Genomic DNA, 12,198 nt, shown 5'->3' on the forward strand with positions numbered 1-12,198 from the left:
AAATAGTTATTGTTTCCTTGAAAATAATAGATCTGTAATGTAATAAAAAGTCTTATTAATTAAAAGACAATTTTAACTAAATAATTATACAATACTGCTAATTAATTGTGAGTAAAATATTAGGCTTGGACTAAATTACGAACCTTAACTCTACCTGAATAAACACACGTTAATAAAAAACACATAAAACACTAATAATAAACTAATTAACAAAATCAATCTAAAATGATTCTTCAATAAATTCTAAAGCGCGTTTTTCATTGTAATAGACGTTTCTTTTATCAACAAACCCTACGTGACCTCCATATTTTGGCATTTCTAAAAAGAGGTTAGAATTTTCTTTAGCTTCTTTTACAGGATAACATTCTGGTGGTAAAAAAGAATCATTAAGAGCGTTTATAATAAGTGTTGGTATTTTTATTTTATTTAGAAACTGCAAACTACTACACTTTTCATAATAGTCTAAAGCATCTGTAAATCCATGTGCTTTAGAGGTGTATACATCATCAAAATCTAATAACGTTTTAATAGACTTTATATCTTCTATACTTAGGTTCTTTTCAAACTTTTGTTGTTTTATTTTTAACCTACCTACTAAATGCTTTTTAAAACGGTCATGATATAATTTATTCTTTATTTTATGCAGTTCTTTAGAAGATCCATACAAATCACATGGTACTGATATTGCTATTGCTGCTTTTATTTGGTTATGAATTGTATTTCGTTCTCCTAAGTATTTTAAAATTAAATTGGCTCCCAGACTAATACCCTTCAAATAAATTTCGGTGTAATGTTTTGATGAAATTACATGTTCAATTACTGCTTCTAAATCTTCTGTTGCACCAGAATGATAACTTCTATATTTCAAATTATCTTCGCCACTGCAACCTCTAAAATTAACACAAACGGCATCTATTCCTTTAGTATTAAAAAGTTTAGCCGTGCCTGTAACGTATGGCCTTTGTCCATGCCCTTCTAATCCGTGTAATAAAACAATGAGTTTATTACTTTTTTCTTTCGAATAACTCCAATCTAAATCTAAAAAATCACCATCATTCAAAGTAATACGTTCTCGTTCTTGCTTTAAAGAAACACGTCTTGCTAAACCTGAATATACTGTTGAAACAAATCCATTTTTAAAATAAAATGGTGGCTTGTAGGTTGGTTCTATTATTGGCATATGTTAGTTTTCGGTTTTCGGTGGTCAGTGGTCAGTGTTCAGTGTTCTGTATTTTGCGCTTTGTGTTTGGTGATTAATTAGACCTCTAGGGAAGTAAATTTAAAATCGGTGCCGTTAAACAACCCTTTATCACTTAGTTTTAATGATGGGATGACTAACAATGCCATAAACGATAGAGTCATATAGGGGGCATTTAATTTGCTTCCTAGTTGCTTTGCCATAATATCTAATTCGGCATATTGTTTTCCTACGGTTTCACCATCTTTATCGCTCATAATACCTGCTATGGGAAGTGGAACTGTTTTCTCCTCGGAATTTGAAATAGCGCAAATACCTCCTTTATCCTCAATAAGTAAGTTTACTGCTTTACAAATAGCTTCATCACTAACGCCAACTGCTATAATATTATGAGAATCGTGACCAACAGATGAGGCTATAGCACCTTCTTTTAATCCGAAATTTTTAATAAAAGCAATAGCGGGTTTTTGATTTTGGTATCTATTTACAACTGTCATTTTAAGAACATCAGCCTCGATATTGGAAACCAGATTTCCGTCTTGTACAGAGGCTTCTTCTATGAGTTCATTTGTTACTAGCTGTCCTTCTAAGGCCTCTATTACACGGATTTGTTTTAATGATGGTTCAAATCGGAAATCTGATATTTCTTTTTTATTACAATTAAAGTTATTAAGTTTTTTAAAAGCTACTGATTGTATTAAAGAGGTTCCTTTATCGAACACCAATTCACCGTTTATATAGGTTTGAATCGTTTTAAAGTCGATGAGATCTTCAACAACTATAAAGTCTGCAAAGTCATCTTCTTGCAGTAAACCAACATCTAAACCATAATGCTTTACGGGATTAACACATGCTACTTTTAATACTTTGAAAACGTCTACCCCTTTTGAGACAGCTCTGGCGCATAAATTATTAATATGGTGTAATAGTAAGTCGTCGGGATGTTTATCGTCACTGCAAAACATCATTTCTTCAAAATGCTCAGGTAGTAAATCTATTAAAGCGTCAAAGTTTTTAGCTGCACTTCCTTCTCGAAGGATAACTTTCATGCCTTTTTCAAGCTTTTCTAAAGCTTCTTCATAAGTAAAGCATTCATGGTCTGTAGAAATTCCAGCATTAATATATTTTGTAATATCATCGCCTCTTAAACCGGGAGCATGGCCATCAATAGGCTTATTATAATGCTTAGCCCAAGCTATCTTTTTCATCACTTCGGCATCATCAAACAACACCCCGGGGTAATTCATCATTTCTGCTAAATACTTGATATCTAGGTTTTCAAGAAGTGTTTTTATGGCATCTGAATCTATAGTGGCTCCTGCCGATTCAAAATTTGTTGCCGGCACACAAGATGGCGCTCCAAAATTGAATTTAAAGGGTACTTCCTTTCCGTTTTCAATCATGAATTCGACACCTTCTATGCCTAGAACATTGGCTATTTCGTGTGGATCGGAAACCGTTGCTACTGTGCCGTGCGTAACTGCCAAACGTGCAAATTCACTAGGTACCAGCATAGAGCTTTCTATATGGATATGTGCATCTACAAAACCAGGAAGAATGTATTGATCTACATTATGTTCTTTTTCTTGAATTGTAGAAATCTTTCCGTTTTCAAAAGTAATTTCTCCTTTAAAAATGCGTTTATTTTGTATGTCTACTATATTTCCTTGAAGTTTCAATTTATATTGTTTTTTAAACTAAAGTTTGCTTTTCTATGTTTTTTTCAAAGCAAATACTGTTTTCAGCATTTATATATTCTCCAAAATTTGGAATTATTTTATAATTATTCTTTTTGTAAAACTTAATGACAAAAGTTAACAAATGAAGCTACTTTTTTAATTCAATTTTTAGAATGTTTTTCGTCTTCTTAGCAACTCTAAATCTGTTATCTGCTCTTCTATTAATTATCCAAACAATGTTCCCCTTCGAACATAATAACCATGTGTTTTCTTTATCTAAAAGTGATAATTTTTCGTCTTTAAAATATTTGCTCAACTTCTTTTTACCTGTCATTCCAAACGGATAAAAATAATCGCCTTCTTGCCATTTTCTAACTGTTAATGGAAACTCTAACAAATCTTTATCTACATAAATAGCCTTTGATATTTTTTGTAATACATCATCGCCTTTTTCAAAGTGTAAAACGCCTAAAGAGATGCTTTTTTTTTCTTCTTTGTCACTTATAAAAAACACGTCACTTTCGCTTAGAATAACATCTGGTTTTAGTTCTGTTAAAAGTAGAAACTCTCTATCCTTTATTAAACGGTGTGTTGAAGAAAGTATCTGTTTTCCAGATTGAGCATCTAATAAATTAGTAACATCATTCCATTCCGTGAATCCGTACGCCTTAAACGCTTCAAATAAATAAGCTTTTGAATTATTTACTTTTTTAAATTCTGAAATCTTGTATGTTACTTGATTATTTTTGATTGTTTTGGCTCGTTTTAATAGCGCTTCTACACTTTCTTTAACAAGGTCTACTGTATCGTTTAAGTGACTTAGTGTATTCTGGAAGTTTTGTAATAATTGTGGGTTGATCTCTTTTAAAACAGGTACGACATCATGTCGCAGCTTATTCCTTAAATATTTTGTAGAGGCGTTACTACTATCTTCTCGCCATTTTAAATGGTTGTCTTTTGCATACGTTTCAATAACGTCTCTTGAGAATGGCAGCAATGGTCTAACGATATTATCATTCACTTCTGGAATCCCTTTTAAACCATCCAATCCAGTTCCTCTGGATAAGTTGATTAAAAAAGTTTCTAAATTATCGTCTGCATGATGTGCCGTTAATATATAATCGAATTGTAATTGTGCTGCTAATGTTTCAAACCAATTATAACGGAGTTCTCGAGCTGCCATTTGTGTTGACAGCTTATTTTTATTAGCATAATTTTCAGTATCAAAATTTTCAATAAAAACTTCTAAGTCTAAATCTTCTGCTAATTGTAACACAAAATCTTCATCGGCATCACTTTCTTGTCCTCTTAAATTAAAATTACAATGTGCTAAGGCAATGTTTAAGTTTAATTGATGACATAAATGAGTTAAAGCGACACTATCTAATCCTCCGGAAATGGCTAAAAGAAGTTTGTTCTTTTTTAAGAATGAAAACTTAGAATTTAAGTGTTGCTGAAATTGCTCAATCATGTTTCAAATATACAACTTTGAATATTCAATTTAGTATCATAAACTAATTATCAAATGACATTTATCATGTTAAAATATAGCAGGTTTTGTAACTTTAAAAGTATTAATTCTAATCCTTTTTATTATGTGTTCTATAGATAAATTAAATGATAAAACAACGCAAACTACTTTTGATAAAAAAGTGGTTTCTGCTACGCAACATTTAAAACCTTACGTAAAGCATCGATTATATGTTGCCGAATCTACTGGTGTCATTCCAATAAACATGTATACCTCCAATGATCTTATTGATGAATGTATTGCTAAATTTTATGAGAGTGGGTATGATATAGATTTAGACACGATGTCTATAAAAATTAAACTATTTAAAATTGTGGACTATGATCTAGATGAGCTTTTTAAAAAAGAAGATTTTCATAAAAACACAGTGAGTACTAATTCTATTTTAGAAGAAGAATTGGATTCTTTGGAAGAAAAATATACTATTGATGAGGGGTTTGATTTTATTATGAATGAAGAGTTAGACGATATTTCATATCATCAAAATACCAAACACAAACATTTATTTTTGTACGATGATAATTCTACATCTGTTTTAAGTGCTTTTGAAGTAGGAGATACATCATCTATAAATACGAAAAAAGTATTAGGTAAGTTTTACTCGTGGCTTCCATTAAATATTACTAATGTTGTTGATCTATTCGTGTTTGGAAAATTACAATTTGAGGAAATATCAAAAATTAAGAATATTGAAATTGGTCGCATTGTAAATATAATGGATGCTGTTGAAAAAAGTTTAAGAAAGCATTTGAGTTAATTTTCTAAAACTTCTCTCATTGCTTTTGCTTTGACTAAACATTCTTCATATTCTTTTAACGGATCACTTTTTGCTGTTATAGCGCCTCCTACCGAATAAGACACGTATTTTTTGGTTTCGTTATAAAGAATACTTCTTATAACCACATTAAAATCGAAATCGCCAGTTGGAGAAAAGTACCCCACAGACCCAGAATATAAACCTCGTTTGGTTTCTTCTAAATCTTCAATAATTCGCATGGCCGAAATTTTTGGTGCCCCTGTCATACTTCCCATGGGGAATGTACTCTTAATAACATCGACTGCATGTGTTGTTGCTTCAATCTTTGAGGTTACTGTAGAAATCATTTGATGTACTTGATCGAACGTATATACTTTAGTTAGTTCTTCGACTTCTACACTGCCTTTTATAGCCGTTTTTGATAAATCGTTACGCACCAAATCAACTATCATAATATTTTCACTGCGCTCTTTTATGTCTTGGGATAAGGCTTCTTTTAACGCCTCATCTTCCAGTATATTCTCCGAACGTTTAGCCGTTCCTTTTATAGGTTGCGAAATAACGGTTTGCACTTCCTTTTTTAAATAACGCTCTGGCGATGCAGACAACAAATATTTATCTCCACACTTTAAAAATGTTGCAAATGGTGGTTTGGAAATTCTGTTAAGCTTTAAATAGGTTTCCAATGGATTAATACGTGTGTTTTCTGCGTAAAACTCCTGACAAAAATTAGCCTCGTAAATATCACCTCTATGAATGTGTGCCAGCATTTTATTTACTTTATCAAAATAGGCATCTTTATGTATACGAAGCTTTATTTTTACTTGGTTTTCTTTATTATTATCTCGTTCCTCTCTGCAATGATGTATGCTTTTTAAATCGTCTTCTAATTCATCATCAACACAATTTAAATATTGTATTTCAACCTGATTTCCTTTAAATAGAAACAGTTTTTTAGGTTGAAAAAAATACAAATCTGGAAACCCTAAACTATCAAAATTGTTAGAGTTTAAATCTTCAACATCGTTTTTTAAATCGTAAGTTAAATACCCAAAAATCCAATCGTTTACATTGGTTTGATATTCTTTAAGCATGTCAAAACTGCCTTCAAAATGCGTTTGAATACTTGTGAAAGCATCCACGGCCAATACTGCTTCGTAGTTTGAATAATTTTGTTCGTAGTTGTTAGAATCTAACCAAACTACATCATCAAATTGCTGACTCCAAATCAATAATTGATTTTTAAATTGATCAGCATTATCTAATTTGTGAATTTGTGTTGTTCTCAATAATAAAATTTAATGTGTAAAGTTAGTTAGAATCCTTAAAAAATTAAGAATTTTGCGAATTAGTTTAAATATTGGTTTCTATGTACACTATACAAAACGATACACTTAAAATAAGCGTAAAAAAAATTGGGGCTGAACTATGTCAAATTTCATCAGTAAAAAACAATACCCAATTTATGTGGGATGCCAATCCAAAGGTTTGGGGAAGTTATGCTCCTAACCTATTCCCTATTATTGGTGCATTAAAAGACAATACCTATTTTTTCGAAAATAAAAAATACGCCTTACCTAAACATGGTTTTATAAGACACAATGGTAACATAGCTTTGCACGAGCAAAATCAGGATTCTTTAACCTTTAAATTGAGTTATGATGTCGACTTATTAAAAATATACCCTTTTAAATTTGAGTTTTATATTACTTATAAATTAGTAGATAATACTATTGAAGTTATACATAACATTAAAAACTGCGATATAAACCCCATGTATTTTTCACTTGGCGGACACCCTGCTTTTAAATGTCCGCTTTATGACGATGAAAAATATAACGATTATATTTTAGAGTTCGATCATATTGAAAATTCTGAAACTCATTTAATAAATGCTGATAACGGACTTGCAAATTCGAAAACCAGACCTTGTTTAGAAAATTCAAATCATATCCAATTAGAATATAATTTATTTAATGATGATGCACTTATTTTTAAAGATTTAAAGTCTAAACGCATTACTTTAAAAAGTAAATTACGGGGTGAAATTGTTTCGGTAAGCTATAATGATTTTCCATATTTAGGTATTTGGGCTAAACCAAATGCTAATTATGTTTGTATTGAACCTTGGTTGGGTATTGCCGATAACGAAAATACCAATCAGGAGCTTACTACTAAAGAAGGGGTTATAAAACTAAACGGCAATGATACTTTTACGGCATCTTATACTATTGAGATACATAACAAGCATCTTAGTTAAACGAAATATTAAGTGTAACTTTGCCTGCTAAATAACAGATTGTGACATCATTTCAAGATTTAAATTTAAATACGCCGCTAAATAATGCTTTAGACGATTTAGGGTTTACTATACCTACGCCTATTCAAGCCCAAGCATTTAATGTTGTTTCTTCCGGGAAAGATATGGTCGGTATTGCGCAAACTGGTACAGGAAAGACATTTGCTTACATGCTTCCTATTTTAAAAAACTTGAAATATTCAACACAGGAAAATCCACGTGTTTTAATTTTAGTACCAACTCGAGAATTGGTGGTACAAGTTGTTGAAGAGGTTGAAAAACTTTCAAAATATATTAATAATCGCATTTTAGGTGTTTACGGTGGTACTAATATAAATACCCAAAAAGAGGCTATTGCCGCTGGTTTAGATATTTTAGTGGCTACTCCCGGACGTCTTTATGATTTGGCTTTAACACGTGTTTTACAACTTAAATCGATTCAGAAATTAGTGATAGATGAAGTTGATGTGATGCTCGATTTAGGTTTTAGGCATCAACTGATTAATATTTTTGATATTTTACCAGAACGTCGACAAAACATTATGTTTTCGGCAACGATGACACATGATGTTGATGTGTTGATTCATGAGTTTTTTAAAAGCCCGGAACGTGTTTCTATTGCTGTTTCGGGAACTCCGCTTGATAATATTTCACAAAAACGTTATAACGTTCCAAACTTTTACACCAAAGTAAATTTATTAACACATCTGCTAAACGATACGGAACACTACAATAGGGTTTTAATTTTTGTGGCTTATAAACGCATGGCAGATCGTTTGTTTGATAAATTAGACAGCATTTTTCACGAAGAACTCTGTGTGATTCATTCTAATAAAACACAGAATTATAGATTACGTAGTATAGAGCAATTTAGAAATGGAGAGAACCGTATTTTAATTGCTACCGACGTAATGGCTCGTGGTTTAGATATTGACAACGTTTCTCATGTTATTAATTTTGATACGCCTGATTACCCCGAAAATTACATGCATCGTATTGGTAGAACAGGACGTGCTGAACGCGAAGGTGAAGCTCTGGTTTTTTCTACGGAGAAAGAACTGGAAGCTATTGAAAACATAGAGAACTTAATGAAAATGGAAATTCCTGTTTTAGAAATTCCAGAATTTGTTGAAATTTCTACTGAACTTATTGAAGAAGAGCGTCCGCAAATAAAAGAACGTAACAATCCTTTAAAACGAAGGGACGACGATACTTCCGGACCTGCTTTTCATGAGAAGAAAGCTAAAAACCAAAAAGAAAATTTAGGGGGTTCTTATAAGTTTAAAATGGCTGCTAAGTACAAAAAGCCTAAAACGAAGGGTGACAAGAATTATAATAAGAGGAATAAGAGGAAGTAGTTGGTTTAGTTGTTAATTGGCAGTAATCAAGTTCATTGTGTTCAGTTATCAGTTACGCTTTTCTAATTCATTATCGTTGCTTTAAGTCGTTTTCGATATCACTGAGATGGTGTTTCAATGCTTTTGACGAGATTTGTATTTCCCATATCAAAAAACCCAGAGATATAATTAATAGTATCAAAGCGATACCAAATACCCAAACAGCTATAACATTATAGTCTACATAGATTAAAAACATGGTTAGTACACAAAGCAAAAGGCTTGTAATTCCAAAGATTTGCATATAACGTGTTAGGTTTAATCTAATTTTCAAATTATTTATTTGCCTTAATAAAGACGCTTCTTGCCTTTGCAAATATTTATCTCTTAAATCTCTAATAACAGCAGCGTATGCCAAAAACCTATTGGTATAAGCAAGCATAATCAATGAAATTGCTGAGAATAAAAGTGCTGGTGTCGTAAGGGTTAGTGCTTCCATAATTATACTGTTTTTTCAAAAGTAAAGAATAAAATATAGAGGTATAAAAAATTGATGAATTTATGAAAGAGTCATAAAAAAAGTATTAATGGGTTATTCCCTTGAAAACCTTACTTTATTAGACTTAAGTTTTCCCCCGTCAATAAGCACGGTTTTTGAAGTAATATAGGCAAAAACAAAATCTTTAAATCTTGTATTATCAAAAGTTATATTGAATTCAAGTTGTATTCTGCTTAATGAATCTGATATTTTTTGAATTTCTCCTATTTGCCTTACGTTTTCAATTTCACCTCTCTCACTTAACTTAAAATCAATTAAATTTTCTGAAGTATAATTCTTTAATTGAAGCGTTATATCTTCGTTAAACTTAGTATGTTGATTTTTTAACTTCACTAAATCAAAATACTCCTTAAGCTTCTCAATTGACAAAGTCTCGTAGCTATTAATTTCAGACAACTCAAGAGTATTACTTTCTATTACTGTTTCATAATCAATATCTGCCGCTTCAAATAAAGGCGCTTTGTTAGATTCTCTTTTACATGAAAAACCTAAAACAATTAATAATATATAAGCTCCCTTTTTCATTTCATTATAAATTTTAGCTTAACTATTTTTCCGTTTCTCATTCCCTTACCTAAAACCTTAACTCGTTTTAAACTTTTCGTTGGAATAGTTAACAATCTTATAAACTCGTCTTTAGTAAATAATTCAACACCAAAATTATTATCAAACAATTGATAAATTTCTGCATCATCTGCTATAAGATTACTTAGTTGTTGTTTATGCTTTTTCCAATCTTTTACATTTCCATTCGAATAATAATGAAGCATTAAAGCATAATCATCAGTTATAAGTTTTACTATTTGATTTGAATTAGAATCGATAAATCTTATAATAGTGTCTGTTTTATGGTAAGGAGATTGAACCACAAACTTAATACGGTTATCTTTAGTTTTATAATCGAAACAACCTAAAGTATCGGTTTTAAAATACAAAGGAGACTCTTCGTTTTGTAATATTTTTATATTTATGGGAATACTAGTAATAGGTTGATTTTTAATATCATCAACAAAACAAAAGTGAAATTGATTTTTATTGAATACAAATAGAAAAAAAGCAGTAATTATTAGACTTATTAATAGTAAAAATACATAAACTAATTTTTTACTTGTTATGGTAAGTTTATTTTTGTGTGAAGCTTTAAATGTATTCCAATTTTTTAATCCAACATACTCACTTAATAAATTAAGTATATCTATTCTAGGTAATTTTTTAGCATCATTTTTAAAGTAGGTATAAAACCATTTTTCACTCACTTTGGCTTTAACTTTTACAAACAAGTCTTCTTGAAATGCCACAATATCTTCGCCTTTCCATTCTTCTATTAAAATAGATGCATTGTTATCCTTTAAAAAAGTATTAGTAACTGACTTTTTTAAAAGATTGAAATAGTATAGATCTTGTTTATTCAAATTATAAATACACTGAAAACCAAACAAAAACGCTTTGTAAAACAATTTACAAACCTTTTACAGCCATTTTACAATACTGTATTCCGGTTGTATTATATGTTTACTCATAATCTTTAAAAATATAAAATTATGAAAGTAAATCAGTCAAAAACAATATTTAAATTTTTCTTAATTAGTTTAATTCTATTTTCATTTTTAGCTTGTAATAATTCTTCAAATTATAAAGAAGATATTATGGTAGCCGATGTTGATATAAATGAAGACTTTGAATCTGTGAAAGAGGATGATTATAATTTTGCGCTAAATCAAGACGCATCAACAAATTCGCTTCCCGAAAATTTAAAAATAATTAAATCTGCTAAAGCAAAGTATAAAGTTAAGAATGTAAAAAAAGCAACAGATCAAATTAAAAAATTAGCTCAAAAACACAATGCTTATATCTCTGATTTAAGGTTTAAAAGCAATTTATATAACAAAGAGAATAGATTTACTATAAAAGTTCCTAAACAATATTTTGAGTCTATAATGGATTCTGTAAGCTCTCTTGTTGAGTTTATAGACTATGAGAATATAACAACTCAAGATGTTACTGAAGAGTATATCGATATACAAACCCGCCTTAAAACAAAACTAGAAGTTAAAGCTCGTTATGAATCTATTTTACGCAAAAATGCTAAAACAGTTGAAGATATTTTAGCGACTGAGGATAAACTACGAATTATTCAGGAAGAGATTGAAGCTGCTCAAGGAAGGCTAAAATATTTAACGAATAAAGTTTCATATAGTACAATACAAATTGATTTGTATGAAACTGTAGAATATAAAGAAGAGCCTAACACTTACAACAAAACATTTTGGTCTAAATTTAAAGAAGGTATATCTTTTGGTTGGGATTTTATTGAATCTTTAGTTATAGGCATCATTCATATATGGCCAGTAATTATTATTGGATTACTAACTTTTATTTTTATAAAAAAACGACTAAAACACAAAAGTTAAACACTCTAAAAAAGTATTTAATAATCTTTATAAAAAAGCCCCTTTTCTTAATTGATGAAAAGAGGCTTTGACTCTATTATTTATTTACATTGAAAGTTACAGCGATTATTTAAAAATCCATTTAAATAAAGAATTTCTTGAAACCAACTATCCTCGAGGCAGAGCCATAGAGGTATTTCACTGGTTTCATTTTGACCTAAAAAGGTCAAAAACCGAAATTCTGTATTTAGATTCCCGTTTTCACGGGAATGACAATTTCAACGGAAACCCCGAGGCAGAGCCTCGAGGAATTCTTTTCGATTAAAGAAACCTTAATAACTCGGAAAACCATTAGTGCTATTGAGGCTAAACTACCAACTAAAAAGTTTATAAGAATTCATTACCCATTAGTCGAGGTTATAAAAAAGAAGTATTACAAATCTTGGAA

Annotated in this window: 12 protein-coding genes; 5 read left to right on the top strand and 7 right to left on the bottom strand. The window is 30.4% G+C overall.

Annotated elements, in window-relative coordinates; all coding sequences use genetic code 11:
* Positions 1–220: 220 nt before the first annotated feature.
* From Q4Q35_RS02560 to tilS, 3 genes are all read right to left on the bottom strand, one after another.
* Positions 221–1,180, bottom strand: coding sequence for a YheT family hydrolase (locus Q4Q35_RS02560; RefSeq protein WP_303276357.1), 960 nt, complete (start codon positions 1,178–1,180; stop codon positions 221–223).
* A 77-nt stretch (positions 1,181–1,257) separates the two neighbouring features.
* Positions 1,258–2,877 carry an adenine deaminase gene (ade, locus tag Q4Q35_RS02565; protein WP_303276358.1) on the bottom strand — a complete coding sequence of 540 codons (1,620 nt, stop codon included), beginning with the start codon at positions 2,875–2,877 and terminating at the stop codon, positions 1,258–1,260.
* Between the two features lie 148 nt (positions 2,878–3,025).
* Entirely contained in the window at positions 3,026–4,348 is a 1,323-nt protein-coding gene (gene tilS, locus Q4Q35_RS02570) for a tRNA lysidine(34) synthetase TilS (RefSeq protein ID WP_303276359.1), read from the bottom strand.
* 124 nt (positions 4,349–4,472) lie between these two features.
* On the opposite strand from tilS, the gene Q4Q35_RS02575 reads away from it, so the two are divergent.
* Positions 4,473–5,165 (top strand): hypothetical protein, encoded by a 693-nt coding sequence (locus Q4Q35_RS02575; protein WP_303276360.1) that lies wholly within the window; start codon positions 4,473–4,475, stop codon positions 5,163–5,165.
* On the opposite strand, the gene Q4Q35_RS02580 is transcribed toward Q4Q35_RS02575, so the two are convergent.
* Positions 5,162–6,454 carry an anthranilate synthase component I family protein gene (locus Q4Q35_RS02580; protein WP_303276361.1) on the bottom strand — a complete coding sequence of 431 codons (1,293 nt, stop codon included), beginning with the start codon at positions 6,452–6,454 and terminating at the stop codon, positions 5,162–5,164. The genes Q4Q35_RS02575 and Q4Q35_RS02580 overlap by 4 nt on opposite strands.
* Positions 6,455–6,534: 80 nt before the next feature.
* On the opposite strand from Q4Q35_RS02580, the gene Q4Q35_RS02585 reads away from it, so the two are divergent.
* A complete protein-coding gene (locus Q4Q35_RS02585) occupies positions 6,535–7,425 on the top strand; it encodes an aldose 1-epimerase family protein (RefSeq protein WP_303276362.1) in 891 nt (296 codons plus the stop codon).
* Positions 7,426–7,466: 41 nt separating this feature from the next.
* Positions 7,467–8,822, top strand: coding sequence for a DEAD/DEAH box helicase (locus tag Q4Q35_RS02590; RefSeq protein WP_303276363.1), 1,356 nt, complete (start codon positions 7,467–7,469; stop codon positions 8,820–8,822).
* Positions 8,823–8,892: 70 nt separating this feature from the next.
* Here the strand turns inward: Q4Q35_RS02590 and Q4Q35_RS02595 are convergent, their stop codons facing one another.
* The 3 genes from Q4Q35_RS02595 to Q4Q35_RS02605 form a co-directional block, all read right to left on the bottom strand.
* Positions 8,893–9,300, bottom strand: coding sequence for a DUF2721 domain-containing protein (locus Q4Q35_RS02595; RefSeq protein WP_303276364.1), 408 nt, complete (start codon positions 9,298–9,300; stop codon positions 8,893–8,895).
* Positions 9,301–9,393: 93 nt separating this feature from the next.
* The gene (locus Q4Q35_RS02600; RefSeq protein ID WP_303276365.1) at positions 9,394–9,885 is read right to left on the bottom strand and encodes a hypothetical protein; all 492 of its coding nucleotides are present in this window, start codon (positions 9,883–9,885) and stop codon (positions 9,394–9,396) included.
* Positions 9,882–10,772 (bottom strand): hypothetical protein, encoded by an 891-nt coding sequence (locus tag Q4Q35_RS02605; RefSeq protein WP_303276366.1) that lies wholly within the window; start codon positions 10,770–10,772, stop codon positions 9,882–9,884. The genes Q4Q35_RS02600 and Q4Q35_RS02605 overlap by 4 nt, the downstream gene beginning before the upstream one ends.
* 129 nt (positions 10,773–10,901) lie before the next feature.
* Here Q4Q35_RS02605 and Q4Q35_RS02610 point away from each other — a divergent pair, with 129 nt between their 5' ends.
* Both Q4Q35_RS02610 and Q4Q35_RS02615 read left to right on the top strand, forming a co-directional pair.
* A complete protein-coding gene (locus Q4Q35_RS02610; RefSeq protein ID WP_303276367.1) occupies positions 10,902–11,771 on the top strand; it encodes a DUF4349 domain-containing protein in 870 nt (289 codons plus the stop codon).
* A 67-nt stretch (positions 11,772–11,838) separates the two neighbouring features.
* The gene (locus Q4Q35_RS02615) at positions 11,839–12,075 is read left to right on the top strand and encodes a hypothetical protein (RefSeq protein ID WP_303276368.1); all 237 of its coding nucleotides are present in this window, start codon (positions 11,839–11,841) and stop codon (positions 12,073–12,075) included.
* The last annotated feature ends 123 nt before the right edge of the window (positions 12,076–12,198 follow it).

Origin of the sequence: Flavivirga aquimarina (genome assembly GCF_030540835.1) — a bacterium.
GTDB classification, from domain to species: domain Bacteria; phylum Bacteroidota; class Bacteroidia; order Flavobacteriales; family Flavobacteriaceae; genus Flavivirga; species Flavivirga aquimarina.

Excerpts from the sequence above, each read along its gene's own strand:
- tilS (WP_303276359.1), bottom strand. The coding sequence starts at position 4,348 with ATGATTGAGCAATTTCAGCAACACTTAAATTCTAAGTTTTCATTCTTA.
- Q4Q35_RS02600 (WP_303276365.1), bottom strand. The coding sequence starts at position 9,885 with ATGAAAAAGGGAGCTTATATATTATTAATTGTTTTAGGTTTTTCATGT.
- Q4Q35_RS02585 (WP_303276362.1), top strand. The coding sequence starts at position 6,535 with ATGTACACTATACAAAACGATACACTTAAAATAAGCGTAAAAAAAATT.
- Q4Q35_RS02595 (WP_303276364.1), bottom strand. The coding sequence starts at position 9,300 with ATGGAAGCACTAACCCTTACGACACCAGCACTTTTATTCTCAGCAATT.
- Q4Q35_RS02560 (WP_303276357.1), bottom strand. The coding sequence starts at position 1,180 with ATGCCAATAATAGAACCAACCTACAAGCCACCATTTTATTTTAAAAAT.
- Q4Q35_RS02610 (WP_303276367.1), top strand. The coding sequence starts at position 10,902 with ATGAAAGTAAATCAGTCAAAAACAATATTTAAATTTTTCTTAATTAGT.
- Q4Q35_RS02575 (WP_303276360.1), top strand. The coding sequence starts at position 4,473 with ATGTGTTCTATAGATAAATTAAATGATAAAACAACGCAAACTACTTTT.